The 26255-nt window shown below is 58.4% G+C and carries 22 protein-coding genes and 3 pseudogenes; 5 read left to right on the forward strand and 20 right to left on the reverse strand.

Features of this window, described 5'->3' with window-relative positions; translation table 11 throughout:
* Nucleotides 1-20: 20 nt before the first annotated feature.
* From ACP7BS_RS18350 to ACP7BS_RS18395, 10 genes are all read right to left on the reverse strand, one after another.
* Nucleotides 21-803: a DeoR/GlpR family DNA-binding transcription regulator gene (locus tag ACP7BS_RS18350; protein WP_426239255.1), complete on the reverse strand. Its 783-nt coding sequence runs from the start codon at nt 801-803 to the stop codon at nt 21-23.
* Entirely contained in the window at nt 800-1429 is a 630-nt protein-coding gene (locus ACP7BS_RS18355) for an HAD family hydrolase (RefSeq protein ID WP_426239257.1), read from the reverse strand. Before ACP7BS_RS18355 ends, ACP7BS_RS18350 begins: the two co-directional genes overlap by 4 nt.
* 263 nt (nt 1430-1692) lie before the next feature.
* Entirely contained in the window at nt 1693-3339 is a 1647-nt protein-coding gene (locus tag ACP7BS_RS18360) for a GMC family oxidoreductase (protein WP_426239258.1), read from the reverse strand.
* On the reverse strand, nt 3339-4841 hold the full coding sequence (locus ACP7BS_RS18365; protein WP_426239259.1) for a GMC family oxidoreductase: 1503 nt from the start codon (nt 4839-4841) through the stop codon (nt 3339-3341). The genes ACP7BS_RS18360 and ACP7BS_RS18365 overlap by 1 nt, the downstream gene beginning before the upstream one ends.
* A 9-nt stretch (nt 4842-4850) precedes the next feature.
* Nucleotides 4851-5951 carry an ABC transporter ATP-binding protein gene (locus ACP7BS_RS18370; protein WP_426239260.1) on the reverse strand — a complete coding sequence of 367 codons (1101 nt, stop codon included), beginning with the start codon at nt 5949-5951 and terminating at the stop codon, nt 4851-4853.
* A gap of 4 nt (nt 5952-5955) precedes the next feature.
* Nucleotides 5956-6834, reverse strand: a complete 879-nt coding sequence (locus ACP7BS_RS18375; protein ID WP_426239261.1) for a carbohydrate ABC transporter permease — start codon at nt 6832-6834, stop codon at nt 5956-5958.
* Nucleotides 6824-7720 carry a carbohydrate ABC transporter permease gene (locus ACP7BS_RS18380; RefSeq protein ID WP_426239262.1) on the reverse strand — a complete coding sequence of 299 codons (897 nt, stop codon included), beginning with the start codon at nt 7718-7720 and terminating at the stop codon, nt 6824-6826. Before ACP7BS_RS18380 ends, ACP7BS_RS18375 begins: the two co-directional genes overlap by 11 nt.
* A gap of 79 nt (nt 7721-7799) precedes the next feature.
* Nucleotides 7800-9050, reverse strand: a complete 1251-nt coding sequence (locus ACP7BS_RS18385) for an ABC transporter substrate-binding protein (protein ID WP_426239263.1) — start codon at nt 9048-9050, stop codon at nt 7800-7802.
* Between the two features lie 83 nt (nt 9051-9133).
* A complete protein-coding gene (hisD, locus tag ACP7BS_RS18390; RefSeq protein WP_426239264.1) occupies nt 9134-10450 on the reverse strand; it encodes a histidinol dehydrogenase in 1317 nt (438 codons plus the stop codon).
* Nucleotides 10451-10539: 89 nt separating this feature from the next.
* Nucleotides 10540-12342, reverse strand: a complete 1803-nt coding sequence (locus ACP7BS_RS18395; protein WP_426239265.1) for a thiamine pyrophosphate-binding protein — start codon at nt 12340-12342, stop codon at nt 10540-10542.
* A 401-nt stretch (nt 12343-12743) separates the two neighbouring features.
* Here ACP7BS_RS18395 and ACP7BS_RS18400 point away from each other — a divergent pair, with 401 nt between their 5' ends.
* On the forward strand, nt 12744-13433 hold the full coding sequence (locus tag ACP7BS_RS18400; protein ID WP_426239266.1) for a hypothetical protein: 690 nt from the start codon (nt 12744-12746) through the stop codon (nt 13431-13433).
* A 25-nt stretch (nt 13434-13458) separates the two neighbouring features.
* On the opposite strand, the gene ACP7BS_RS18405 is transcribed toward ACP7BS_RS18400, so the two are convergent.
* On the reverse strand, nt 13459-14283 hold the full coding sequence (locus ACP7BS_RS18405) for a helix-turn-helix domain-containing protein (protein WP_426239267.1): 825 nt from the start codon (nt 14281-14283) through the stop codon (nt 13459-13461).
* 189 nt (nt 14284-14472) lie between these two features.
* On the opposite strand from ACP7BS_RS18405, the gene ACP7BS_RS18410 reads away from it, so the two are divergent.
* Complete coding sequence (locus ACP7BS_RS18410) at nt 14473-15435, forward strand: Gfo/Idh/MocA family protein (protein WP_426239268.1); 963 nt, start codon at nt 14473-14475, stop codon at nt 15433-15435.
* Nucleotides 15436-15470: 35 nt separating this feature from the next.
* A complete protein-coding gene (locus tag ACP7BS_RS18415; RefSeq protein ID WP_426239269.1) occupies nt 15471-16355 on the forward strand; it encodes a sugar phosphate isomerase/epimerase family protein in 885 nt (294 codons plus the stop codon).
* A 609-nt stretch (nt 16356-16964) separates the two neighbouring features.
* Here ACP7BS_RS18415 and ACP7BS_RS18420 read toward each other — a convergent pair.
* From ACP7BS_RS18420 to ACP7BS_RS18440, 5 genes and pseudogenes are all read right to left on the reverse strand, one after another.
* Nucleotides 16965-17062 (reverse strand): annotated as a pseudogene (locus ACP7BS_RS18420) (cold-shock protein); the annotation flags it as partial.
* 174 nt (nt 17063-17236) lie between these two features.
* Nucleotides 17237-17686 (reverse strand): RidA family protein, encoded by a 450-nt coding sequence (locus ACP7BS_RS18425; RefSeq protein ID WP_426239270.1) that lies wholly within the window; start codon nt 17684-17686, stop codon nt 17237-17239.
* A gap of 124 nt (nt 17687-17810) precedes the next feature.
* Nucleotides 17811-19028 (reverse strand): annotated as a pseudogene (locus ACP7BS_RS18430) (MFS transporter); the annotation flags it as partial.
* 58 nt (nt 19029-19086) lie between these two features.
* Nucleotides 19087-19339: pseudogene (locus ACP7BS_RS18435) on the reverse strand (XapX domain-containing protein).
* 164 nt (nt 19340-19503) lie between these two features.
* Nucleotides 19504-20181, reverse strand: coding sequence for an isochorismatase family protein (locus ACP7BS_RS18440; protein ID WP_426239271.1), 678 nt, complete (start codon nt 20179-20181; stop codon nt 19504-19506).
* A 324-nt stretch (nt 20182-20505) separates the two neighbouring features.
* Here ACP7BS_RS18440 and ACP7BS_RS18445 point away from each other — a divergent pair, with 324 nt between their 5' ends.
* Together ACP7BS_RS18445 and ACP7BS_RS18450 are read left to right on the forward strand one after the other, a co-directional pair.
* A complete protein-coding gene (locus tag ACP7BS_RS18445; RefSeq protein WP_426239272.1) occupies nt 20506-22407 on the forward strand; it encodes a PAS domain S-box protein in 1902 nt (633 codons plus the stop codon).
* Nucleotides 22397-23017 (forward strand): response regulator transcription factor, encoded by a 621-nt coding sequence (locus tag ACP7BS_RS18450; protein WP_426239273.1) that lies wholly within the window; start codon nt 22397-22399, stop codon nt 23015-23017. Before ACP7BS_RS18445 ends, ACP7BS_RS18450 begins: the two co-directional genes overlap by 11 nt.
* 202 nt (nt 23018-23219) lie before the next feature.
* Here ACP7BS_RS18450 and ACP7BS_RS18455 read toward each other — a convergent pair whose 3' ends face one another.
* The 4 genes from ACP7BS_RS18455 to ACP7BS_RS18470 form a co-directional block, all read right to left on the reverse strand.
* Complete coding sequence (locus tag ACP7BS_RS18455; protein WP_426239274.1) at nt 23220-24035, reverse strand: GNAT family N-acetyltransferase; 816 nt, start codon at nt 24033-24035, stop codon at nt 23220-23222.
* A 39-nt stretch (nt 24036-24074) separates the two neighbouring features.
* Nucleotides 24075-24548, reverse strand: coding sequence for a DUF1348 family protein (locus ACP7BS_RS18460; RefSeq protein WP_426239275.1), 474 nt, complete (start codon nt 24546-24548; stop codon nt 24075-24077).
* A complete protein-coding gene (locus ACP7BS_RS18465) occupies nt 24545-25168 on the reverse strand; it encodes a pyridoxamine 5'-phosphate oxidase family protein (RefSeq protein ID WP_426239276.1) in 624 nt (207 codons plus the stop codon). Before ACP7BS_RS18465 ends, ACP7BS_RS18460 begins: the two co-directional genes overlap by 4 nt.
* Before the next feature lie 89 nt (nt 25169-25257).
* A complete protein-coding gene (locus ACP7BS_RS18470) occupies nt 25258-26244 on the reverse strand; it encodes an MBL fold metallo-hydrolase (RefSeq protein WP_426239277.1) in 987 nt (328 codons plus the stop codon).
* Nucleotides 26245-26255: the final 11 nt, after the last annotated feature.

The raw sequence follows: 26255 nt of genomic DNA on the forward strand, positions 1-26255 counted from the left end.
CCTTGAAACAAATACTTTTGTCAGCTCAGCTCGATATCGACACCAAGCTCCTGAATGCGCTTCAGAATGGCGTTGTCGTGATTACTGGTGAACAGGGTCGACACCACGGAAACGGGCGCGACTTCGTAGGTTGCGGCCTGGCCGAGCTTTTCGGCGGTTGCCAGTAGCAAGGTCTTGTTGGAGGCCTTGATCATCGTCGCCTTCAGATAGGCGTCATCGAAATCATCGGCGCGAACCATCAGGTTGTTGTCGACGCCACAGGTTCCGAGGATGCAGTAATCGGCTTTCAAGGCACGGATCGCCTCGATGGCGCTGGCGCCGGTGGCATTGCGGGTCAGCCGGCCAAGCCGACCCCCGATCATGATGACCTCGGCCAGCGGATGATCGAGTGCTGCCGCTGCGACGTCCACGGCCGTGGTGATGATGCGCACGGACAGCGTCGGCGGCAGGCTGCGCAGGAAGTGGATGACGGTCGTGCTGGAATCGACCAGCAGCGTCGCACCCTCCGGGATCGTTGCGGCGACGGCCCGGCCGATCAGCTGCTTTTCACCGGCACCGATGGTTTCACGGCGATGGAAGTCGAGTGCCGGCGTTACGAGACGCGAAGCACCGCCGTGGAAGCGCTGGACCAGCCCGGCATCGGACAGGTCGCGCAGATCCCGGCGGATCGAATCCTCCGAAACCCCGAATTCCTGCGCCAGCGTGGCGGCAACCACGCGACCGGTCGCATTGACCTTCTCGACGATGATGGATTGCCGCTCCTCGGGCGAGAGGGACGCGAACTCCTGTTTCTCGGTCGTCATGCACCCTCCTCTTCAATCTGCAGCAGAAGGCCCATGGCGGCCAACCGCTTCTCCAACGCTTCGGCCGTCCGGAAAAGCTCCGTCTGGAACCCGAGCGATGCCGCAGTTGCAATGTTTGCGGGATTATCGTCGATGAAAAGGCAGTCCTCGGCCGGAACCCCTGCCCGTTCCAGGAACAGTTTGAAAATCGCAATCCCGGGCTTCACGAGTTGCTCCCGGCCGGACACGACCAGAATGTCGAAGGCATCGAGAAAAGGAAAGCGCTCCAGCGCGCGCGGAAAGGTTTCGGCCGACCAGTTGGAAATGGCATGCACGGGGACGTCAGCTGCCTTCAATCGCTCCAAGACCCTGGCCGTGCCGGGTATTTCCTCGCCCAGCATCTCGTGCCACCGGTGCCAGTAGGCCTCGATGAGATCGGCTCTATCCGGATGACGTGCGGCAAGATCGGCAATGCCGTCGGCAAAGGGCACTCCGGCGTCGAACTGCTCGTTCCAGGCACCCGTGCAAATCTCTTTCAGGAACTGCGAAACACTCGCCTCATCCGGCAGCAATTTTCGATAGAGATAGGCAGGATTCCAGTCGATCAGGACCCCACCGATATCAAAGACGACCACACGCGCGTTCATTCCAGCCTCATTCTGCTTGCTACAATTTTCTTATGCACGAACACGCCGAAACATGCAACAAAAACCGCACATTCATGCATTATTTGTGAGGCAATGCACAATCACGCGCAATTAAGGCCAACGGGCCATCGTCGACGATGGCACGGCTCCTTTGGCGATTTGATATGGGACTGTTGCAGCCATCCCGGCAGCTTGGGCCTCGCCCATGCCAGGGCAATGCTTCGCCTCCCGCCCGTTGCGGGAGGTACATGCTTCCGCCGGCCTTATGTGAGGAGGAATTCCGCCGCGCGTTCGCCGATCATGATGCAGACGGAATTCGGATTGCCTGAGATCAATGTTGGCATGATCGACGCATCGGCGATCCGCAGCCCCTCGATGCCCCTGACCCGCAGCTGTGGATCGACAACGGCCATGTCGTCCTGACCCATCCGGCATGTCCCGGACGGATGCAGGGCCGCATGCGCCGTTCGCTGGCAAAACGTCCTGATATCGGCGCGCGAATTGAGATTTGGCGCCGGCGCATGTCTTGTTTCGACATAGGACGCGATGGCGGGCTGCGCCATGATATCGAGGGCAGCCATCGTGCCTTCTGTGATCGCATCCAGATCGTGTGGATCGGAAAAATAGCGCGGTGCGACGCGTGGATTGGCGAGAGGGTCGGCGCTTGCAAGCGTCACTTCGCCCCGGGAGCGCGGCCGGATCTGTCCGAGATTGACCGTGCAGCCATTGCCGCCGGGAACCGCGTCGACGCCCTCTTCGATCCCGGCGCCGACGACCATGAAATACTGGATATCCGGCACCGTCTCGTCCTTGTTGCCCCACCAGAAGGCACCGCCTTCGATCAGGTTGGATGACGCCGGGCCGTTGCGGAACAGGGCATAGTTCAGGCCCGCCGCCGCCTTCCAATGCAGCTTCTTGTACTTGTCGTAGCTGTGCGGACCGTTGAGCTGGTAGACCAGCGAAATCTCGGTGTGATCCTGAAGGTTTTGCCCAACACCCGGAATGTCGGCATGGACGGTCAGCCCCTGTCGCCTGATCTGATCCGCAGGCCCAAGTCCGGACAGCATCATCAGCTTCGGGGACGCAATGGCACCAGCGGACAGCACGACTTCCCTCTGTGCCCGATAGACAATCTTGCGCGTGCCCTTGGCGCATTCGACGCCGACTGCCCGCCCCTTCTCGATGATGACGCGTGTCACCGTGCAGCCGGTCTCGATGCGCAGGTTGCTGCGCTTGCGGGCCTGTTTGAGATAGGCAACGGCTGCCGAGCTGCGACGACCGTCACGGGCGGTGATCTGGTACAGGCCGCAGCCCGTCGGATCGCCAGAGTTGAAGTCCGGATTATAGGGGAGCCCCGCCTGCTGGCAGGCCTGCAACCAGGCGCGTGTCAGGGGATGGATATAGTAGACGTCGGAAACCCCGAGCGGGCCGCCGACGCCGTGGACATCGTTGCTGAAGCGGTTGTTGTCCTCGGCACGCTTGAAATAGGGCAGCACGTCGGCATAGCCCCAGCCATCCGCGCCCATCGCCGCCCACTGCTCGTAGTCCGACGGGACGCCCCGGATGTAGATCATCGCGTTGACCGAGCTCCCGCCGCCGAGAACCCGTGCCTGCACCATGGTCGGCGTTTCCGTACGCTCCTGCTCCGCCATCGGCTCCCAGGGAATGCGCTTCAGGAGCGGCCCCTGGGCGGTCTTGTAGTAGGCGCCGGGGATGTGAATGTACGGGCTGCGATCGCGCGGCCCCTCTTCCAGCAGCAGCACGTTGACAGCCGGATCTTCCGAAAGCCGGGAGGCCACCACGCAGCCGGTGGAGCCGCCGCCGACAACGATATAGTCGAACGTGTTCAGTTCAGCCGATTGAGCGGGACGAATGCCGAGGCGTGCCGATCCGAGGTTGCGAAAGGTCATCATGCCTGCCTCGCGATGGAGGCACCGGCCTTGATCGCCAGCGCTGATACGGTCAATGCCGGATTGACAGCCGCCGACGTCGGCAGGACCGAAGCGTCGGTGATGTAGAGATTTTCCACATCATGGCTGCGGCAATCCATATCGACAACGGAGGTCTTCGGATCGCTGCCCATGCGCGCGGTGCCGCACTGATGCGACGTCGTCTTGCGGCCGAACGTGTGCGTGAGCACGATCGGGAATCCCGCTTTGCGCATGACGGCGCGGGTCTTGGCGATCAGGGCTTCGTGTGCACGCATATTCGATCTGATCCAATGCATGACAATGCGATCATCGCGAACCGTGACCCGGCTTTCCGGGTTCGGCAAGTCTTCACTGGTCAAAAACCAGCCATAGGCATGCCGCGCGATCAGGCTGGTGAGCCAGCGTGGCGCGGGTACCGGGAAGTTCGCCTTCAAGATGTTGCCGGTGATATGCCCGAGCAGCTGGACGTTCCCGAGCGGAAAGCCATGCTCATTGTTTTCGTTGTAGAAATCGTTGAAGCCAATCGTCTTCTGGTAGACGCTGCTGTTACGCCTGAACGGATCGATGGCGAGCATTGCCGTCGTATTGTGGTTCATGAAATTGCGGCCCAGCTGATCGGAGGTGTTGCCCAGTCCGGTCGGATGCGCCATGCTGGTCGAGCGCAGAAGGAGTGCCGCGGACTGCACGGCGCCGGCGGCGACGGCGAAGCGGCCGGCCGAAATGCGCTGCTCGACGCCATCCTTGATGTACACAGCGGCGACGACCCGTCGGCCGCTCTCATCGACGTCCAGCCGCGTGACGCGGGCGCCCGTCACGATGCTGACGTTCGGGTGGTCGAGAGCGCTTTTCAGCGGTCCGACCTCCGCATCGATCTTGCCCTCGCCCGTGTTAGGAAATGCGTCCCAGCCCGTCGGTGCACGACCAAGCCAGGTATCGAGATCGATCGCCAGCGGAAGAGAGGAAGGGTGAATGCCGGCCTTTTCCAGCCGCTTGCGCACGGCGGCGATCGCCGGTTCGTCCGGCACGGCGGGATAGGCATAGGGTTTGGCATGCACCGGTTCGGTCGGGTCCTGCTGCGTCGAGCCGCGGACCCGGAAAATCGCTTCCGCCCGGTCGTACCAGGGCGACAGGTCGTCATAAGACATCGGCCATCCCGGCGAGATGCCGTCCATATGCGGCCGGGCTGAAAAGTCCTCGCGACGGTAACGATACATGACCGCTCCGAAGAACTTGGAATTGCCTCCCACATAGTAATAGTTGCCCGGCAGGAAGCTCTGGCCGTCGGTTCCCAGCCATTCTTCCGACGACCTGTAAAAACCCTTCTGGAAAATAGCGACGTCGTCGCGGGCCTCAGGTGTGTCCTGCAATTGCTCACCTCGTTCGAGGATGACGATACGCAGCCCCGACGGGGCCAGGCTGTGCGCGAGCGACGCCCCACCGACGCCCGAACCGATAATGACGATGTCTGCTGTCTGTGTCATCGCTTCACCTCAATCGATCCGGGTTTCAGTATCGGCATTGAAGACGACGACCTTGGACGTGTCGACCGACAGGATCGCCTCGGATCCGGCACTCGCCTGCTTTGGCGGCAGCCGCGCCGTTACCTCGACACCGCCACAATTGAAGACGACCAGTGTATCGGGACCGGTCGGCTCGACCACATCGATGTCCACGGCGAGCGTCGATACCTGATCGCCGGCAGCAATTGAAAAGTTCTCTGGGCGGACGCCGACGAGCACTTTCTTGCCCGCATATTTTCGCGCAGCCTGAAGTGATACTGGAATGCCGGAAATACGTGCAGGCTGCCGGTTGGCGACATCGATGACGGCGCTTACAGTTGAGCCCTGTACCTCGAGCACGCCGGGAATGATGTTCATCGACGGCGATCCGACAAACTTTGCGACATAGACATTGGCCGGGCGGTCGTACACTGCCTGCGGCTCGTCGAGCTGTTGCACCACACCGTCTTTCATGACGGCCACGCGGGTCGCGAGCGTCATCGCTTCGATCTGGTCATGAGTGACGTAGACGATCGTCGTTCCGAGCCGAGCGTGCAGACGCTTGATTTCCGTGCGCATGTCGACACGCAGCTTAGCGTCGAGATTGGAGAGCGGCTCATCGAAAAGGAACAGTTTTGGCTGGCGGACGATCGCCCGTCCCATTGCCACCCGCTGGCGCTGCCCCCCCGAGAGCTGGGCGGGCTTGCGATCCAACAGATGGGTCATCTGCAGCAGATCGGCCGCCGTCTTGACGGCCTTTTCCCGATCCGACGGGGAGACGCCACGGATCTTCATACCGAACTCGATGTTCTGTCGAACCGTCATTGTCGGATACAGCGCGTAGGACTGGAATACCATGGCGATGTCGCGATCCTTCGGCGAGAGGTTGTTGATAACTTTGCCCGCGATGCGGATCTCACCGCCCGTGATAGTATCCAGACCCGCGATCATGTTCAGAAGTGTGGATTTGCCACAGCCGGAAGGCCCAAGCAGTACTAGGAAGTCGCCGGCGCCGATGGAGATCGAAACCTCCTTCAGGACTTCGTGAATGCCATAGGATTTGCGGACGCGATCGATTTCAAGAGTTGACATTGTCTCAGCCTTTCACGGCACCAGCGGTCAATCCGCGGACGAAATAACGTCCGGCGACGACGTAGACGATCAGAGTTGGAATGGCGGCGATCATTGCCGCGGCCATGTCGATATTGTATTGCTTGCGCCCCATCGTGACGTTGACGATGTTGTTTAGCGCAACGGTAATGGGCGACGATTGCCCCGCCGTGAAGGAGACGCCGAAGAGGAAGTCGTTCCAGATCTGCGTGAACTGCCAGATGCAGGATACGACGATGATCGGGAGCGCTGCCGGCAGCATCACGGAGAAGAAGATTCGGAAGAAGCCCGCACCATCGATTTGGGCCGCGCGGGTCAACTCATCAGGTATGGTGATGAAGTAGTTGCGGAAGAACAGCGTCGTGAAACTGATACCATAAACAGTGTGTACTAGCACCAGCCCAGGAATTGTCCCCGATAGGCGCAGGCTTCCCAGCAATTGTGCCATCGGCAAGATGATTGCCTGAAAGGGAAGAAAACAGCCGAACAACACCATGCCGAAAATAAAATTTGATCCTGGGAACCGCCACTTGGTGAGAATGTAGCCGTTGATCGCACCAATGCCCGTCGATAGGATGACGGCCGGGACAACCATCAGCAGCGAGTTGACGAAATAGGGGCGCAGGCCATCGCAGGCCGTGCCGATGCATGCCTGCCCCCATGCCTTCTCCCAGGCTTCGAAAGTAACAACCTTGGGAAGGCCGACGAAGGAGCCGGAATAGATTTCGTCAAGGGACTTTAGCGACGTAACGATCATGACCCAGAGCGGCATCAGGTAAAATGCGGCAAGAGCAATCAGCGATCCGTAGATGAAGATGCGTCCGAGCAAAAGGGAGCGACGCGCCGAGTTGACCTCAGTGTTCATTACGGCCCTCCCTCAGTTCAGAATAGAGATATGGAACGATAATGGCGGCGACTGTCATCAGCATCATCATCGCGCTGGCTGCGCCGACGCCCATCTGGTTGCGTCGGAACGTGGCGGAGAACATGAAGGTCGACGGCATTTCTGTCGCATTTCCAGGCCCCCCGTTTGTGAGCGCGAGAACCAAGTCGAAGCTCTTGATGGAGATGTAGCTCAAAAGAACGATGACGCTGAGGAAGGCCGGACGGAGCATCGGCACGATGATGCTCATGTAGATGCGCGGCAGGCCCGCTCCTTCGATCTGCGCCGCTTTGATGATCGACGTGTCGATACCGCGAAGACCGGCGAGAAAAATAGCCATCGCAAAGCCGGTCGATTGCCACACCGCCGCGATGACCACGCAGTAGATCGCGTAGTCAGGCCGGGTAATCCAGTCGAAAACAAATCCGCTCCACCCGAGATCGTTGACGACTTTTTCCACACCGAGATCGGGATTGAGGATCCACTTCCAGGCCGTGCCGGTGACGATGAAGGAAAGCGCCATCGGATAGAGATAGACTGCGCGCAGGAAACCTTCCGCGCGAACCTGCTGGTCGAGCAAAATGGCGATCAGAAGGCCAAGCGCGATCGTAATGGCGAGGAACAGCAAAGTGAAGATGAACAAGTTGAAGACAGCGGTTTCCCATCGCGGGGTGGCCCACAGTCGCACGTATTGTTCCAGCCCGACGAAATCGTATTTCGCAACCATTTTAGATGATGACAGGGATATCCATCCCGTCCAGGCGATGAAGAGATAGACACCCACGAAGATCGCCACAAGACTTGGTGATAGGACAAGCCGAGGCAGCCAATGTGTGAACCGTTCCTTCAGCGTAAGTGTACTGTGCATGACAGCATTCCCCGTTTTTTTCGAAGGCACCGCTTGATCCGCCCGCCTGGTGAAGCCCGGCGGGCGGATCAGGATTGGATCAGCGCGCGTTGTTGATCCCGTCAACGAGAGCCTGAACCGCATCCTTGGAAGACATGTCAGTCACGAAAAACTTGCCGACGACGTCACTGAAGACACCCGAAAACTGCGCCGGTGCGGCAAAGCCCTCAGTCAGGCCGCCGAGCATGGCGCCTCTGGTAACAGCAGCCTCGCGATCGGCGAAGCTGCGCTGGGCGCACGCGTCAAAATCGTCGACCGATACATCCGAGCGAGCCGGAATCGAGCCCTTGATCTTGTTGAAGCTCTTCTGGACTTCCGGATCCATGATCGATTCCGCCCAGGCGTCCTGGCCAGCCACGACCGCCGGATCGTCAACCTTAAACACGCCGAACGAGTCGATCACGAACTTGAAATTCGGTGTTGCCGTTGGGGTCGGGAAGCATAGAAAGTCAACGCCCGGCTTCATGCCTTTAGCGAGGAATTCACCCTTGGCCCAATCGCCCATGATCTGCATTGCCGCCTTGCCACTGGCCACCATGCCGGTCGCAACAGCCCAGTCGCGGCCGGTGAAACCATCGTCTACCAAGCCGCGAACCTGACGGAGCTTGTCGAAGGTCGCTACCATTTGGTCGCTGGAAAGCGCGCTTTCGTCGAGGTCTATTACGGTTTTCTTGTAGAAATCCGGGCCGTTGACATCAACGAGAATGGCTTCGAAGACTTCTAGGATCTGCCAGGGCTCGTCGCCGATCGCAAGCGGGATCACGCCGGCTTCTTTGAGCTTCGGACCCGCGGCGATCAGCTCGTCCCAGCTTTTGGGCTCGACGAGACCAGCCTTGTCGAACACGGCCTTGTTGGCCCAGACCCAATTCTGGCGATGCATGTTGATGGGTAGGGAGATATAGTCGTCGTCGGACTTGACGAATGCCAGTAGTTGCGGTGCGAGCGCCTTGTCCCAGCCGTTCTTGGCGTAGAGGTCGTTAAGCGAACGCAGAACGCCTTCCTTGGCCCAGTCCAAGCCCTCATAACCGAGGAACTGCATCGTTGTCGGCGGGTTGCCGGCAGCGAGACGGGTGCGTAGTGCCTGGAGGGCGTTGGCGCCCGAGAGGCCGCCAACCGCACTGTCTTGCCAGATGTACCCCTTGGTTGCGAGCTTGTCGGTGATAACCTTGAGTGCGTTCACTTCGCTCTCGGAAACCCAGTGGTGAATGCCCTCGACTTTGCCTTTCTCTTCCGCCATGGCGACGGCTGGGATAAAGGCGATCGAAGCAGCGAGAAGTGTGGTCAATTTCATGTCAGTTCCCCTGTTTTTAGCATTGGTGTTTGAGTAAGGGCGGCAGGTCCGGTCGTCCTGATGCTTGCACCTACCGTTCGGTTTTATGCGTCGATGGGCTTCACCGCCGTCGCATAAGGGACGTTGCGGCCGCCGTAGCGGCGAACGCGAATGTTTGCCTGCTCGGCATGTCCCGCAAAGCCCTCCATGAGGCAGAGCCGTGATCCGTAGGCACCGATCAGTGCCGATGCCTCATCGGTCTCAATGCGCTGGTACGTGCAGGTCTTCAGGAATTTTCCGACCCAGAGACCCCCGGTGTAGCGGGCAGCCTTGTTGGTCGGCAGCGTGTGGTTGGTGCCGATCACCTTGTCGCCGAAGGCGACATTGGTGCGGGCGCCAAGGAACAGCGCGCCGTAGTTCCGCATCTTGTTGAGGAAGTAATCCGGATCCCGGGTCATGACCTGAACATGTTCGGAGGCAACGCGGTCGGCTTCGGAAACCATCTCGTCGATCGTGTCGCACAGGATGATCTCGCCAAAATCCTCCCATGCCTTGCTGGCGATTTCGGCGGTCGGCAGGATAGCGAGAAGCCGCTTGATCTCGTCGAGCGTATCGCGCGCCAGCTTTTCCGAATTGGTTATCAGCACGGCCGGCGAATTGATCCCGTGCTCGGCCTGCCCCAATAGATCGGTGGCAACCAGTTCGCCATCGACACTGTCGTCGGCAATCACCAGGGTCTCCGTTGGGCCGGCGAACAAATCGATACCGACCTTGCCGAACAGCAGGCGCTTGGCTTCGGCGACATAGGCGTTGCCTGGGCCTGCAAGCATGTCCACCGCGTCGATCGTCTCGGTGCCATAAGCCATCGCAGCGATTGCTTGGACACCGCCAAGGCAATAAATCTCGTCGGCCCCCGCGAGCGCCTGGGCAGCCACGATCTTCTCCGAGATCTGCCCCTTGAACGGCGGTGCGCAGGTAATGACCCGCTCGCATCCGGCGACCCGTGCGGTCAACACGGTCATATGTGCCGACGCCAGCAGCGGATATTTACCACCCGGCACATAGCAGCCGACATTCTGGATCGGGACGTTGCGATGACCGAGCACGACGCCCGGCAAGGTCTCGATCTCCAGGTCCTTCAGGCTGTCCTTCTGGGCCTGGGCGAACCTGCGAACCTGATCCTGGGCGAAATCCAGGTCTTCCCGCTCCCGGCTAGTCAGCGAATTGATCGCGGTTGCGATTTCATCCTTGGTCAGGCGGTAGGAGGCCCGATCCAGCTTGTCGAACTGGACGGATAGCTCCCGGACGGCCTTGTCGCCGCCGCTTTCCACCTTGGCGAGGAGCGCCTCGACGGCCTTGGTGACCGAACCGTCATTGGTGTCCGAAGATGAAACCTGGGCTGTTTTGATGTGCCGTATCATGAGAATGACTCTTCGCTTGCGGAAGCGACGCGCTCCGCAGTCCAAGGGGATAGAAAGGATGAGGTGTGAGCCGGCTTAGCCGTCTCTAGTTAGAGATGCTGCTCAAGCGCACGCATCTCGGTATAGGCGGCCTGTTCCTTTTCGTAATAGGCCGGCGACGGGAAGTCCCACCAGCCGGTGGCGAACGGGCCAGCCGCGTCGCGCGATACGATGACTTCGACCAAAGCCGGGCCGCCGCAGTCGAGCGCTGCTTTCAGGCTGCTTTCCAGGTCTTCGTCCTTCTCGACCTTCCAGGCCTGCAGACCGAAGGCGCGAGCCGATGCGGTGATGTCAGCCGAATAGGGTGCGCCATTGCCGGCATGATGGCTGAACTCGGAGGCGATGTGGCGCCCCATAAACTTGCGCTGGCCACCGCGGATCGACATGTAGCCCTGATTGTTCAAGACCAGGAACACGACGTTGATGCCGTTCATCACGGCCGTGCCCATTTCCGGCAACGACATCATGAAGTCGCCATCGCCGACGATGGCAACAACTTGGCGATCCGGCTTGGCGAGCTTGGCGCCCATGGCGGCCGGAACCGCCCAGCCCATCGGCGAGTAGGAACCGGACGTCAGATGGGTGCGTGGCTCATAGATCGGGAAGCTCTGCTTGACCGAGCCTTGGGTGTTGCCCGAGCCGACGACGACGATACCATCGCGGTCGAGAACCTTGCGTAGCGCCATCAACGGCCGCTGCGAGGTAAACGGCGTTTCGCGGCTGTTTTCGCGCGGCTCGACCAAGTCGCGCCAATCGGCCTTTGCCTTCTGGACGTCAGCCAGGAAGAGTTCGCGGCGCGACACCATGTTCTTGGATTCGGTGTCCGAGATCAGGGCCAGGATAGCTTCTAGCGTGACCTTGGCATCGGCGACGATCCCGACTTCGGTTTCGTAGTTCTTGCCGATTTCGCGCGGATCGAGGTCGATATGGATCAGCTTGGCGGAGGGAATGGAGAAGGACACGCCCTTGGCATAGGAGGACGCAGACCAGTCGGTGAAGCGGCAGCCGACCGAGACGACGACGTCGGCCGATGCGGTGATCTTGTTGCCGCAGGTGGTGCCGGTCTGGCCGACGGCACCGATGAACAGGTCATGATCCTCGGAGATCGCGCCCTTGCCATTCCAAGTGATGGAGACGGCGGCACCGAGCTTTTCTGCAAGGTTCGTCAGGGCAACGGATGCACCGGCAGTGATGGCGCCACCACCAGCGACGATGACCGGGCGCTCGGCGGCGAGCAGCACCTTCACCGCGGCTTCTATCGCCTTCGGATCAGGATAAGCGACGCCGACCGGCAGGCGCTTGTCCAGCGGATGGATGGTGACGTCGGCGGCCTCGACCTGGACGTCCATCGGCACTTCGACATGGACAGGGCCTGGGCGACCGGTCAGCATTTCGCTGAAGGCGCGGTGCATGATGCTCGGCAACCCCTGAACGGAGCTCGCCTGCCAGGCGCGCTTGGTGACCTGCTCGGTGATGCGCGGGAAGGCATTGTCCTGCTGGCGCTCTAGTTCCTGCATGGTGCCGTGGCCGTGCATATAGGTCTGCGGCGAGCCGGAGACGTAGAACAGCGACGTTGAGTCGGTATAGGCGGTGGCAAGACCGATAATCGTGTTGGCAGCGCCCGGGCCGACCGAGGTCGAGCAGGCCATCGGCTTGCCGCAAGCGCGGTAGTAGCCATCAGCCATGTGGACGGCGCTCTGCTCGTGCATCACCTGGATGAAGGGGATCTCGGATCCCTCCTGCAGGAAGGCGTCGAACAGCGACCAGATGCCATGACCAGGCACGCCGGCGACATATTCAACACCATAATCCTTGAGCGCTTTCGCAACAACTTGGCCACCTGTCAGTTTCATTTGATCGACCCTCTAAGCTTGTTATGATTGCGGGGGATGCAGATCGCTTGTCTGCTCCCTTCGACGATGATGTCATTCTTCGGCGAATTGCCATGCGCATCAAGTTCGCACGTGCGGAATCACTGAAGCAAGATGACGCAGGCTTAGGATCACACTGCATCAGCTATGGATGCCAACCGTCGAAATCAGTCTGCCGTATGAATCCGTGGCAATGAATATGAGCGATGCCAAATGGACGTCGTCTCTTTGAAATCGGACCAAGCTCGCATCGCCACCCTTCGCACGCTGAAGGCGAAACTGCGTCACTTTGCGAATAAATAAATTCTTGCGCGCACTGTTTTGCTTCTGTGCCTTGTGGCTTTCTGCAATGGAATACAATTGCAGGCTACAGGAGTGCCGACGTGCAGAATCTGACGAGAGATCTGGCCTTTGCGGATGATTTCATTTCCGCCAAACTGGTTGAAAATGTTGTCGACTACGACGTCGAGGACGCCGTCGTGGTCAACATCAGCCCGTCGATCATGGTAACGGGAGCCGAACACCCGGCAATTGTCCCTGCATGGAAATCCACATGGCTGAAAGGCGGATGCATTCGCTCCGCCGAGCGTGCCGTGATCATCAAGGTCGTCAACCCGACCAATCTCGGTGGGTGCATGTTCCGCGGATGGGACTGGCTTGGCAACCGCATTCGCAGCTTTCCCCGCGATACGCCGCTCTACATCTCGGCACAGGATGAAATCGGCACCGTCAGCCTTGATCCCAGGGTCTTCACCAACGAGCGGGTGCAGCCGGAGGCGCCGCAGAGCTTCACGCTGAAGCTGAACCTCTGGTGGTCGCCGGGCGATACGGATTGCTTCATCCACAACGAACACCCTTTCCTTGAAACGCATACGCAGATCCATGGCCTGGGTCGAATGCAGAAATTCAATGAGCGAGACCCGGCAACGCTCTACGAGGACGTCATCATGCCGATCGGCTATTCGCATGATCCCTTCTGCCGTGTCACCGGCGAGAACCAGTGGACCTACCCCTGGCACCGCTATTACGCCGACAGCGACAGCGTCTGGCTTGCCGTCGAACTGCACCCCTGAGCCGGACTGCGGCGACGGCTGAGCCTCAGCTCATCTGGATCATGTCGGAGCCGTCGCCAAGATACTGAAGCGCCTCGCGCGGGATCGCGGGGTCGTTGCGATCCATCACGGTCAGATCCTTCAGGTGATCGCGACGCAGCAGACCCGGTCCCCGGTAATGCAGGGCTACCTTGGTCGAATAGGGCTGGCGAAAGACGGTGGCGGCGATGCCGCTGGAGATGCCGAACATGAATTTCTTCGAATTGCGTTTCACCTGGGCATAGACGCCGAAGGTCAGTTCGTTGGACTGTATGCCTTCGAAATCCGCCGTAAACAGGCGGTCGGCGACCGGAAAACAAAAACCGTAATACTTGAAGACATATTCCGTCTTCCTCGGATCATCGAAACTCGGGAACCTTTCAACGTAATAGTGCTGAAGGAACTCCTTGTTCTGGTAGATGCAAAGCGCCGAGCGAAGCACGAACCCCTTGTAGATCGACGAGAACTGATAGCGGTCGTAGACCCCGACGATGTCATTGTGGTCGGAATTGTTTTCGACGATCATGTTGGACACGAAACGCGAAAATTCCGGCAACTGCCGCGCCGTTGCCATCGCATGGAAGAAATTGCCGTCGACGAGGGTTCGAAACTCGTCGGGATCTGCAAACAGGATGGGGACGCTCAGGCCGAAATAGTTGGCGATGATCCTCAGGTTCGTTGCCGACGGAACATGGGCGCCCGAGAGATATTTGTTGAACTGCTGCCGGTTGACGTTGATCTTGCGGCAGACGGCCGCGACCGAGCCGTGCCGCTCGCACAGCGTCCTCAGGTTCATCGCCAGAGATGCGCCGTCCCGTCCCAGATGTTCCATGCGTTCCCCACGACTGAAGTTTTAAAAACGAAGCCAATCTAACTGAAGCAAAGTGAAGCTGATACTACTTCACTTTGCAAAGGACTTCAATCGTCTGCGAAATTGTGGCGCTGCCTTGAACCGGTCAATCTGCCGGTATCGAGTGGAGAGGATCGCGCGGTGAATTCCAGGGGAGCAACGGGATGGTCGATGATGGGGACAGGCTCCATCGCGGCCGAGCACATGGTTGCGGCAATCCGCTCCGTCGGTCACGCGCCGCTCTGGGTGGTCAGCCGCAACAGGGAATATGCCCGGTTCTTCTCCGAGGATCTGGATATCCCGAAAACATCCGTCGAGGCGCGACAGGCGCTGAGCGATCCGCTCGTAAACTTCGTCTATATCAGCGCCGTACGCGAGAGGCGAAAACACTATATCTCGACCGCTGCCAAGGCGGGTAAACATATCCTCTGCGACGGGCCGATCGCCGCAAGCAGCCGCGTTGCCAGCACCTTGACCCAACAATGCAAGGATACGGGCGTCACCCTTATGGTGAACCAGCCTGCCCGCGCCTCGACCATCCACCAGACCATGCGCAGGCTGCTCGCCGAAGGTGAGATCGGCACGCTCCAGTCCCTGCTGATCATTCGCGGCGCCCCGTTCCAGCCCTCGCCCAATCGCCGGACCGACGAAGTCACGGAGCGCGGCGATATTCATCTCGACATAACCGCCGAAGATATCGACCTTGCACGGTTTCTGACTGGCCAGGAACCGCTGGAGGTTTCGACTTTGCCGGTCGAGGCGACGGATGCGGATGTCGATCAGGTTTCCTATGCCATCGGCATGTCCGGCGGCGCGCTGTTCCAGGCCTATGAAAGCTTTGCGATCGCCGAGATCGAAAGCGTCGTCATGCTGGCCGGCGATCACGGAACGCTGATTGCCCATGGGACATTGAACGGCAAGGGATCCGGCACGTTGATCCGGCGCCTGAATGGCCGTAACGAACTCATCCCGGTGCGAGAGCGCGACCAGCATTTCGCAACGCTCGAAGGCTTCCTCGCCACATTTCAACGACAAGCCAAATGGATGTGCCGGGGAGACGACAACGTCATCGCGCTTCGCACGGTGGAAGCCATTGCGGCCGCCTCCCGGAAACGCCGAACCGTGACCGTATGACGCGTGGCCCACGAAACCGAAAAGAGAACCGAACCATGGCAAACACATCCAACCAGCTGATCTTCCATTCGATGGCGTCCAGATGGAATACCCTGTCGATCGATATCGACATTGCCAGCAGCCTGGGTTTCGACGGGCTTGAGACTTCGGGCACCAAAATCGCCGCCTTTCTCGATGCCGGCTTTACCGAGCAGGACTTGAAGGCCCGAATTGGCGACCTCTTCCTGCCGGGAATCGGATTCCTCATCGACGTCGAGCGGCAGGGAGAACAGCGCAGCGACATGTTGCGGGAAACTGAGAGGCTATGCCAATTGGCTGTTGCAGCCGGCGCGAAGGGTATCGAGGTGATCACCGGGCCGCTCGATCTCAGGGTGTTTGAGGCCGGGTCAGCCGAGCGCCATCCCACGCTCTACCGGGGTCTCATCGACTTGCCCAGCGACACGCAGACGACGCTGACTGCTGACAACCTGCGGGCCGTCGCCGATATCGCAGCCAGCTACGGGCTCATCGTTTACCTGGAAGCACTGTCCTGGACCCCGTTGAACACGATGGACGACCAGCTGCGCGTCATCGAGCTCTGCAAGCGTGACAATGTGAAACTCGTCATCGACTTCTGGCATTCCTATACGTCCGGCGACACGCCGGAGCGGATTGCCCGCCTGGATCGCGAACTGATCTACGGCGTCCATCTCTGCGATTCCCTGCCCTTCACCGGCGGCATCCCGAACGAGGCCATCCTGCGCGATGTCCCGACAGGCTCCGGTGCCCTCGACCTGCAAAGCTGGGTGGATGCAGTGAAAGCGACCGGATTTACCGGTTGGTGGAGCTGCGAACTCTTTTGCAATCGCCAGCAACAGGAGAACAGCTACGAAGTGGCTCACGATCTGAAGTCGCTGATGGGAAGCCTGATTCTGTCTTGATCTGATAGGATAGGTGCATGGCCTTGAACTGATCCTTGTTCTAGGAAGGAACTAACTTTCGTGAATCCCAGAAATTCCGAGGTTTGGGGGACGCTCCTCCAGCATCGCTAGACCACCCGGCTAACCCCCAAATAGCGAGGCGGCCATGTCTTTTCATTTGCACCACGTTCACCACCTGCCGTATGGCTCGTAATGCCTGAATGTGTAGGACCAAATGACCCCGAGGCCGAGTCGCGAAAACTCGTGGTAAACCGACCCGGTTTGGCGCCGATCGCGCTTTCCGATTTAAGAGATAGCTGACAATGGTAATGTCCGCCTTGAACGGAATCGAACCGTCGGTTCCAGTGTTTCAGCTAAGCCTTTGACCCGCAAGATTGCTACACCACCTTGGGCGGGTAAGCACATTTATTGAACTCACGGCTTAGGAAGGCTTGGGGCCGGCACGGAGCATTGCGCTTGAAGGACAGGTTGTTTAGTTCGGAAGGAACGCTCGCAGCCTCTCACTTGGTGGTTCCGCAACCATTGCCTGACCTCGTCTGGTTGCGCTTTCGAAAATGCCAGTACATCCGTGGTCAAACTAAAGCTTAACCGATTTAAGCGGCCTGGAGATCAGGCCGACATCTTGCCCGCCTTATTGCCGCGCTCGAGTCGTAGCCCCTCTTCTGCCCCTCAACGATTTCGCGCATGCCGGCGCGTTCGACACCCGAGCGATCCACGTCCAGCCGTTTGGCACTGCTTCATAGTGGCTGGACGTGCCAGTCGGCAGAAGTATGTAGATCGACTCCAGCTGGGAGACGGCACCTCCCGCAACAATGGGAAGTTCGTAAGGCTGAAGGCCTATTTCGGCCACACACTCGCACCTGCGCTGGGGACCGTGCCAGTTAGATGTTAACCACAGCACGGAACGCAACTTCCACGAGTTGCTCACGGAACGCCAGTCCGGAAACCCCGATCAGGTTACTTGCCACTTGGGGCATCGCGGTTCCATACATCTCCTTTCGGACCTTCCCCGCCACCTCAAACGCTGCAGGGACATCTAGAACGTAAATTGTCTCTTCGACTACGTCTTCGAGGGTTGCCCCAAATCGCGCGAGGAGCGCAGTTGCATTTTTGTAAGTCTGCCTCATTTGCTCTTCTATTGCCGAAAAATCCACCGGCCTCCCCGCCGCATTCAATAGAGCCGGCGCAATCAGATTTCCTTGTTGGTCGTGGCTTAGCTGGCCGGAGAGATACACGGTATCCTTAACCTGTACGGCCTGTGCATAACCGAACACCGTTTCCCATGCGACACCGAAATTCTCGGTACGCTTTGCCGTATGTAAATTGCTCATTGCGTTCACCTTTTTGTTGAGTGTTTACCCACAGCGATCAGATCGGCACCACCTTCAACGGATTTTGCCGCCTTCGGCCGCATCCTAGTCGTTTAAAAATTGGAGCCATGCCTGGCATCAGGTGGCTCCCAGGCTTGTTGATCGACAGCAGATGTCGAACGACCGGCTTTTCAGGACCGCTGTGAAGGGCCAGGACCTTGCTCTGCAGGTCGGCATCCGCTTTCGAGGCGCGTTTATGCTGTCGCAGATGTTCGGCCCAGGATTCCACCATGAACCATTCGGTGATCTTCTCCGGGTCCGCGGAATCTTCGGTAACACCCCCGCCATAGGCGCCATCACGGCGGCGCTCGGACGACATCTCATCAAGAGCGTGCAGAAATTGTGTCCGGTATTGTTTTGCGACGTGGTAGTCGATCAGGATCAGCACCGGGCCCCGATCATGCGCCACGGGTTCTGCAACCAGCGGCTCAGGCCAATGATTGGATGAGACGAGGTCCGCGTCCCCTGTCGGCAGCTTCACGCGGTGCATGATAAAGCCCGCGACCAGCAGTCCGGCGGCTCCGATGAGGAGCATTGCAGGTACGCCGACAGCTTCACCAACGGCGCCCCAGCCCAGGCTTCCAGCAGTCATCGCGCCATTGAACACGGTGACGTAAACCGCCAAGCCGCGACCTCTCACCCAGTGCGGCAGAACGGCCTGCGATGCGCCATTCAGCGTTGTGAGAGCGGTGATCCACGACGCGCCGAGAAACAGCAGGATAACAACGGCCAGCCACTGCGGAGGCGCAAAAGAGAGCGCACCCATGACGAGGGCGGTGATGATGGCGGCACCCAGTAGGAGGGCATCTGAATCAAACTGTTCCGGCAGTTTCGGCATGATCAGCGCGCCACCGATGGCACCTGCGCCGACCGCGGCAAGAAGCAATCCATAGAAGCTTGCATTCCCGCCGAGAAGCTGGCGGGCGACGAGTGGAAGCAGCGCCCAGACAGCGCTGGCAAAGGCGAAGAAAATATCAGTGCGCAACAACACGACATGAAGCGGTTTGCTGGCGCGGGTATATCTGAGGCCAGCTCGGAGCGCGCCGAAGAAGTTCTCGGACAAAGCGTCGTCGGCATTTTTGGCGCGCGGCCACCAGATAAGCGCCGCGATAACGAGTATGTAGCTGGCAACATCGGCACCATAAGTCACTGCCGCACCAAAGGCTGCAAGTAGCAGACCACCCGCTGCAGGTCCGATGGAGCGGGCAATGTTAATGGCGAGGGAGTTGAGCGCAACAGCCCCCTTCACATCTTCGCGCGGCACAAGTTCAGGAACGATGGCCTGCCATGTCGGCCCCATCAGGACGGGCTGTCGCAGCGGAGCGAAGCCTCCGCCTGTGGCTTTGTTGGTGCCCATCACTTCACTCGACCGGGGCTTGTCGGCCTTTGGGCATATGGCCGAACATGTGCGGCTTGATGTGGGTGAGCCATGAAACAGCAGCTGGCTCCTTCGCCCATATCGTCTTTGCAAGCGGCACGATCTGCTCTCCGACAAGAATGCCGAGAAGACCGACCAAGGCGATAACTGGTGGTGCGGGTGAACGCACGTTAAGAAGGCCGTAGATGATCCCGACGAGAAGGCCGACGGCGAGCGACAAGCATGTAGATTTTCATGGCTGAGACCTTCGATGGGGATGAACAGCTCTGTTGGCCACCATCGGTGGAACGAGAGACTTTCCTCGGGGCTCACTGGGCCCAGATATTTTGAAAGGGTTTCTATTTGCTGCACATTAGAGCGAGCGGGCTGGAACCAATACCGCTCGCAATCAGTCGTTAGGTCAGCCCGCATTCCTGGCAGCGTCCTGAGCCCTCTGATAACTCTCGATCACAGCCGCATAGTTCGGTGCTGCCATCGCATAAAGCTGGGCGAGGTCGCCGGCCTCTGGACGAGCCCAGGTGCGGTGGAGTTCTGACAAGAGCGAATTTGTGGATGTCGGCTTCACTCCGCCTTGCACAAAGCGAGCTAACGAAACTCGAGACGCCATTTCACTGGGGTCGCCTGAGGCATCCATTACCGCATATACTTCGTAACCCGCTGCCCGTGCATCGAGTGCGGGGAACATCACGCATACGCTTGTCCAGACGCCAGCCATCACAAGTGTTTTACGGCCAGTCGCCTTCACTACGCGGACGAAATCGTCGTTGTCCCATGCGTTAACTTCACCTCTACGCGGAACGTAGACGGCGTGCGGCGCGTATTCCTGAATTTCCGGCATAAGCGGACCGTTGCTGCCTGCAGGCTCCGAAGCCGTTGTGATGACAGGAATGTCGAGGAGTGTAGCTAATTTGGCAATCATCGCCACGTTTCTGCGGAGATCAGCGACTGCGATATCTTTTACAGTCTGGAACAAACCAGACTGATGATCGAGCAGGAGGATCACCGTATCGGACGGATCAAGCAGGGTTGCGCCACCGCCCGAGGGAAGGATGCTGGATTTGCTGGCTGAGAGTGTCATTATCAATCTCCATCTTGTTTCGTTGTGCGGCTGCAATTGGCTGAATGCCTAGGGCACCACATCGTCGGGTGCCGTTCAAAGCGATCCATACGCTGGTAAACCAAGCACCGCCTGATTTTAGGAAAGGTGATCTAAATGCCTTATGTGCAAACATCCGATCGCTTTTGCTTATCTCTAAAGCGCATCTGGGCTGCTCTCAACTGCGATCAAGGTCTCGTTCGACTAGACGAAAGGATTGAAAAATAGACCTTCGTCTATGAATCTCGGCTAACGCAGTTCAGTGGAAAAGCGTAGTTTATGAGAACACGAGCAGCGGGGGATTACTTGAAAAATCAGACGAACTTCGACACGATCATCGACCTGATCCCTGCGATGGCTTGGTCGACGACTTCTGATGGGATGCTGGATTTTGCAAATCAGCACTTCCTTGATTTTATCGGCATGCCGCTTGCAAACATCGCCGGGGAAAATTTCTACCGCCTGTTTCATCCCGATGACGTCGCCCATTTAGGCGCCGAGTGGCAGCGAATTATGTTGTCCAAGACGGGAAAGGAAGTCGAAGGCCGCCTCAGACGCGCGGATGGTGACTATCGCTGGTGCTCTCTTCGTCAAAAGCCTCATCTCGATCCCGAGGGCAATGTTTTGAAGTGGTACGGTGTCGTTCTTGATATCGACGATCGGAAACAGGCCGAGAATGCTCTCATGGAGACGAAATCGGCACTGGCGGCCAGCGAAGAGAACCTCAGGCTCATCATCAATTCGCTGCCGGTTCTCGTATGGTCGGCGCGACCTGATGGAAGCGCGGATTTTGTGAATCAGAGTTGGCTTGACTATGCCGGGCTACCCGCGGATCAAATCCTCGAATGGGGCTTTCTGGACCTGTACCATCCCGATGATATCCCGGAGATGGTGGAGATTTGGAAGCGAGACCTCGAACACTCAGACCACACACAGCTGAAAGGGCGCATTCGTGGCAGAGACGGAGAATACCGCTGGTTTTATTTCTCGGGCCGGAAGCTTACCGATGCGAATGGCATAGTGCGCTGGTTCGGCGTTAACATCGACATTGAAAACTTGCAGTGCGCGGAAAACGCTCTGCGCGAAAGCGAGGCCGCACTCAGAGAGAGTGAGCACAAGTTAGACCTCATCATCAATACGATCCCTGCCATGGCTTGGTCCTGCACGCCTGATGGGCAGCTGGAGTACTGGAACAAGATTTTCATAGATTTTGTAGGCCTCATGATGGAAGACCTCCAAGGGTTCGGCTTCTACCGTGTGTTTCATCCCGATGACGTCGACCGTATGCGCGTGAGTTGGGAGCAAATCGTTGCTACCAAGCACCCCAATCCAGTTGATGCCCGTATCAGACGGTTCGACGGCGAATATAGGTGGTTCAACCTGCAACAAAGCCCCCTCCTCGATGCGGACGGAAATGTGGTTCGGTGGTATGGCGTCGTTGTAGATATCGAGGATCGCAAACGCGCAGAAGAGTCCCTTCGCCAAAGCCAAAGCGACCTCGCGCACGTGACCCGTTTGACCACGATCGGGGAACTTGCCGTCTCGATAGCACACGAGATCAATCAGCCGCTCATGGCGATTGTCACTAATGCCGGGACCTGCTTGCGCTGGCTTCAAGACGGACATACGGACCTTGGGCAAGCCCGGCAGGCGGCGGAGCGCGTTGTGCATGATGGGCACCGCGCCGGCGAGATTGTCTCCAGCATACGCGCGATGGCTCAGAGATCTCCTGTGCGTATGGAGAGGACTGACTTTACCAGAGCTCTTCGTGACGTGCTTTTCCTTCTGCGGGAAGAGCTGCAATCCCGAGGCTTACAGGTGGTCACGGATCTTACGCCAGACCCCGTCTATGTCTTGGGTGATCGCACGCAGCTACAGCAGGTCCTGCTTAATCTGATAATGAACAGCGCTGAAGCTATGCCTCCTGGCGCAGATGCCCTTATCAGGGTCAAGTGCACGCAGCGTCCAGAGGGTGAAGTCGAAGTTAGTGTTTCAGATACGGGAGAAGCCATCCCCCCTGGACAGCTCGACCGGGTATTTGAGGCGTTCTACACCACGAAACCTGACGGCATAGGGATGGGCCTTTCCATCTGCCGCTCTATTGTTGAGGCTCATGGAGGGCGCATCTGGGCTACATCCAGTCATCCACGCGGGAGTTCATTCAACTTCACGCTCTCCAGCTTCAAGGACGCGGCCATTGATCGATGACAGGAAGAACAGACGGCCCACTGTCATCATCATTGATGACGATCAAAGCGTCCGCGAAGCTCTCAAGGGGCTGTTCGAGTCCGTGGGCCTAAGCGCTGAAACACACGGCTCCGTAAAAGAGTTCATAGCCGCAGACGATCCCGAAAAAGCCGGGTGTATCGTTTTGGACATCCGACTTCCCGGCCAAAGCGGACTTGAGTTTCAGGAGGAGTTGGCAAAGAGCAATCTTCCTCGGTCCGTAGTGTTGATTAGCGCACACGTCGATGTGCCCATGGCGGTGCGGGCGATGAAGGCGGGCGCCATAGACGTTCTTAGCAAACCGGTTCGGGAGCAAGATCTGTTGGAAGCCGTCAACCGCGCGATCGCTCGTGACGCCGCTCATCGAGAGATAAAAACACTGAACGCGGCCACCCGATCAAGATATTTGACGCTGACGGAGCGTGAGCGCCAAATAATGGCTTTAGTGATTGTCGGTAAACTTAATAAGCAGATTGCGGCAGAGCTTCAACTTGCTGAGCCAACGGTGAAGCTTCACCGGGGCCACATGATGCGGAAAATGAAAGCAACTTCAGTCGCTCATTTGGTCAAAATGGCTGACGAACTTTTGTAGGTCAAGCTCAGTGGGAATGACCGGCGTTAAGCGGGAACACGTTTCGCGACGCCGCAAAATGCCCATGCGGCGCGAGCAAACGTCTTGACGATCTGCCGGCAACCTTGTTCACTCGGTCAATGTTCGAAGCCGCAAAAACTCTGCAGATCACGATCGATGAGATCGAGTCGGGCGGGCGAGCCCATCGGGCAAGATTTTCATCTCACAACTTGAAGTTCTTCCGGTGAAATGCCTGCCGGAAGCCTACTTTCCTGAGGTTATCAAAGGAAATGTTCCCTTCTCCAACTACAGGTGCCAATGTCTCGACGGCAAATGTCGACACGCCGTTGCCGAGCCCATGTTCGATACGGCTCTTAATGAGGGCTTTTTGAACGCCGCGATTTCGTGACTCCGGAAGTGTAGTGCCGCCGCCTAACCATGCGTAGGTACCCGACTGATACATGGCGGCCGTCCCGACTGGATAGTCACCATCCAAAGCGAAAAAACACGACCAGCCCACTTTTCCGACGATTGCAGACCACAACCTCGTCAGGGTCGAGGGAAAGTTAAAGCCTTTGCACACCATCGATCCGAAGAGCGAAGCTTCCTCAACATGAACGAGTCGCGTTCGGAAAGAGTTGGGCTCCGAAAGGTTCACTGATGAGCGGTCGTAGACAAGCTTCGCCCAGCCCACACCATCCTCAAGCAGACCCTTGGCGAGGATCCAGTCTTTAGTCTCGGCCGAAACCTTATCTGTGTTTACCTGCAAAAACCGGTGTCCGGTCTTCCTCTTCATCCACCTATAGGCTTCCTCAAGTTCCTCCACGGAGTTCAGTCCCAATACACGATTCAGGCCGATGGCTGGCGCGCTCGGCAGCGAGATTGCGCATCCACGGTTGATGGGAAGGCATCCAAAATGCTCTTCGGCCTTGAGCGTTGCCGGTGAGGCATTGTACAGATCGACGAAGGCTTTGACCTCGACAGCCTCCTCTTCTGCCGGAGATGAACGCTGTGAAAAGTACGAATTTAAAATGACCATGCCACTGTCTTCGACTGATGGAGATGGAGACGAGATCGATCAGAAACCAAGCGTGCTGAGCCCCGGGTGGTCGTCGGGCCGACGACCGAGCGGCCAGTGAAAGCGACGGTCTTCCACGCGGATCGGCAGGTCGTTAATGCAGGCGTATCGCTTGCGCATCAGGCCACTATCATTGAACTCCCAGTTCTCGTTGCCGAAGGATCGGAACCAATTGCCGCTGTCGTCATGCCACTCATATGCAAACCTGACGGCAATCCTGTTGCCATCGAACGCCCACAGCTCCTTGATCAGACGGTAGTCGAGCTCCCGCCGCCATTTTCCTGTGAGAAAAGCAACGATTGCCTCACGACCATTGACGAACTCGGCGCGGTTACGCCACTGACTATCAGCCGTGTAAGCCAACGCGACCTTGCCCGGGTCCCGGCTATTCCAGCCATCTTCGGCTCGCCGCACCTTTTCGGCAGCAGTCTCTGATGTAAACGGGGGCAGAGGCGGTCTTTGAGCGTCGGTCATTCGGATCTTCCTTCTAATATTGCCCGCAACGCTGCATTTTCAGCTTCCAGCTGTTGCAGCTTCTGACGAAGTGGTGCGACTGCTTGCTCAACCTGCTGCTCGGTGTAGCGGGGGGTAATGTGCTGGGGACAGTTCCAGTCGTATGCTTCGAGCCGGAGCTTGAATATCCGCTCTGCACGGCCCCTATACGTCGGATCGGATACGAGGTCCGTGAGCGATTGGTCGGCGTCGAGCGTCAGCCGCTCGACGTGGGCATAGACTTTGAGCCGGGTCCGTCGGACATAGTCCATTAGGAACAGGCAGGCGCGGTCGTTGGCTGCAAAATTCCCTGCGCTGATGTACTGGCGGTTTCCGCGATAGTCGGCAAATGCCATCGTTTGCGGATCAACAACCTTGAGAAAACCGATTTTCCCACCGCGATGTTGTACATATGGCCAACCCGTTCCTGACACAGACGCTATATAGAAGTTATCGCGCGCCGCGATGAAAGCGATCTCGTTCTCCGTCAAAGTATCCGAAGGGCGATCGTGCTCGCCCAGCCATATCTGGTCCACCCCCATATCCGCCTGCGCGGCTCGGACGCTTGGCGTCACCGCGACTTCCAGAAAGTGGTACGGCATACCTCGTCTCCATATTCGAGCAGGCCCGCATCAGTGGACAATGCGGGCCTTGATCTGTCTTCAGGTGGCCAGATCCTTCGGGTAAAGCATCAGTCTTGCAAGGCCCAGTCGGCTACTTCCCAGCGCATCTGACCACGATCGGAGACCACGCGGCCAAGACCTGGGAACGGCATGTGTGTCGCAGCGATCAAGGCACCTTCCGAGGCAGCTTGTGGAAAGAAGCGATCACGCATGGCTTTCGCAGCAGCATGATCCTGTTCGAAAAGGAAGAAGACGTCCGTTGCAGCCGGATGGACGACCGGGAAAATCATGTCGGAAACCATGATCAGGCTCTTGCCGCCATCCTCGATGCGGACGCCGATATGGCCAGGCGTATGGCCGGTCAGGTCGACAATCGAAATGCCGGGAACGATCTCGCGCTCTCCGTCGATCGCTTGCAGCTTTGGATAGAGGCGCACCACCTCTTCAGCCATCTTGAAGCTTGGCTGCAGGAAATCAGGCGCGCCATTGCGCTTAGCCCGGTCGGTCCAGTGCTTGACGTCACGGCGATCTATATAGACCTCAGCATCCGGGTAATTGTTCTTACCGCCAAGAACCAGACCGCCCATGTGGTCCTGGTGCATATGGGTCACGATAACGGCATCGATCTGGCTCGGTTTCAGACCGAGCGTGGCCAGCGCCTGCGGCAGATGCCCGGTTTCCCCGATAGAACCTGCGGCGCCGGCATCGATCAGGATGCGTTGCTTACCGTCTTCAACGAGGTATTGATTGAACAGAAAACGAACCCCGCTGGGTCTGGCCGTAAACTGGGCGTTTGCGGCCTCTTCCACTTCGGGGGCTGAGCGTCCCGGGAAGTAGTTGTAGGGCATGTCAGCATACCCGTCCGTCAGCGCCGTCACCGTAAAACGGCCGATGCGAATCTGTGCAAACGGCGTTGTTGCGACCGGGGTTCCTGTGGCCTTCGATGTTGCAGCCTTGGCAGTCAAGTCGCTGAGCAGACTTCCGCCGAAGAGGGTACCTCCAACGAGACCAAGAGGCAGAGCGCTCGCGAAAGCGCGGCGTGAAAGCTGAGGCATGCCATTCTCCT

Source organism: Pararhizobium sp. DWP1-1-3 (assembly GCF_049896125.1).
GTDB lineage: Bacteria > Pseudomonadota > Alphaproteobacteria > Rhizobiales > Rhizobiaceae > Pararhizobium.

Coding starts and splice junctions, on each gene's coding strand:
- ACP7BS_RS18395 (WP_426239265.1), bottom strand. CDS start 12,342: ATGAAACTGACAGGTGGCCAAGTTGTTGCGAAAGCGCTCAAGGATTAT.
- ACP7BS_RS18470 (WP_426239277.1), bottom strand. CDS start 26,244: ATGCCTCAGCTTTCACGCCGCGCTTTCGCGAGCGCTCTGCCTCTTGGT.
- ACP7BS_RS18460 (WP_426239275.1), bottom strand. CDS start 24,548: ATGACCGACGCTCAAAGACCGCCTCTGCCCCCGTTTACATCAGAGACT.
- ACP7BS_RS18465 (WP_426239276.1), bottom strand. CDS start 25,168: ATGCCGTACCACTTTCTGGAAGTCGCGGTGACGCCAAGCGTCCGAGCC.
- ACP7BS_RS18425 (WP_426239270.1), bottom strand. CDS start 17,686: ATGAGCAATTTACATACGGCAAAGCGTACCGAGAATTTCGGTGTCGCA.
- ACP7BS_RS18375 (WP_426239261.1), bottom strand. CDS start 6,834: ATGAACACTGAGGTCAACTCGGCGCGTCGCTCCCTTTTGCTCGGACGC.
- ACP7BS_RS18405 (WP_426239267.1), bottom strand. CDS start 14,283: ATGGAACATCTGGGACGGGACGGCGCATCTCTGGCGATGAACCTGAGG.
- ACP7BS_RS18360 (WP_426239258.1), bottom strand. CDS start 3,339: ATGACCTTTCGCAACCTCGGATCGGCACGCCTCGGCATTCGTCCCGCT.
- ACP7BS_RS18455 (WP_426239274.1), bottom strand. CDS start 24,035: ATGGTCATTTTAAATTCGTACTTTTCACAGCGTTCATCTCCGGCAGAA.
- ACP7BS_RS18355 (WP_426239257.1), bottom strand. CDS start 1,429: ATGAACGCGCGTGTGGTCGTCTTTGATATCGGTGGGGTCCTGATCGAC.
- ACP7BS_RS18385 (WP_426239263.1), bottom strand. CDS start 9,050: ATGAAATTGACCACACTTCTCGCTGCTTCGATCGCCTTTATCCCAGCC.
- ACP7BS_RS18350 (WP_426239255.1), bottom strand. CDS start 803: ATGACGACCGAGAAACAGGAGTTCGCGTCCCTCTCGCCCGAGGAGCGG.
- ACP7BS_RS18415 (WP_426239269.1), top strand. CDS start 15,471: ATGGCAAACACATCCAACCAGCTGATCTTCCATTCGATGGCGTCCAGA.
- ACP7BS_RS18380 (WP_426239262.1), bottom strand. CDS start 7,720: ATGCACAGTACACTTACGCTGAAGGAACGGTTCACACATTGGCTGCCT.
- ACP7BS_RS18410 (WP_426239268.1), top strand. CDS start 14,473: ATGATGGGGACAGGCTCCATCGCGGCCGAGCACATGGTTGCGGCAATC.
- ACP7BS_RS18370 (WP_426239260.1), bottom strand. CDS start 5,951: ATGTCAACTCTTGAAATCGATCGCGTCCGCAAATCCTATGGCATTCAC.
- ACP7BS_RS18440 (WP_426239271.1), bottom strand. CDS start 20,181: ATGACACTCTCAGCCAGCAAATCCAGCATCCTTCCCTCGGGCGGTGGC.
- ACP7BS_RS18365 (WP_426239259.1), bottom strand. CDS start 4,841: ATGACACAGACAGCAGACATCGTCATTATCGGTTCGGGCGTCGGTGGG.
- hisD (WP_426239264.1), bottom strand. CDS start 10,450: ATGATACGGCACATCAAAACAGCCCAGGTTTCATCTTCGGACACCAAT.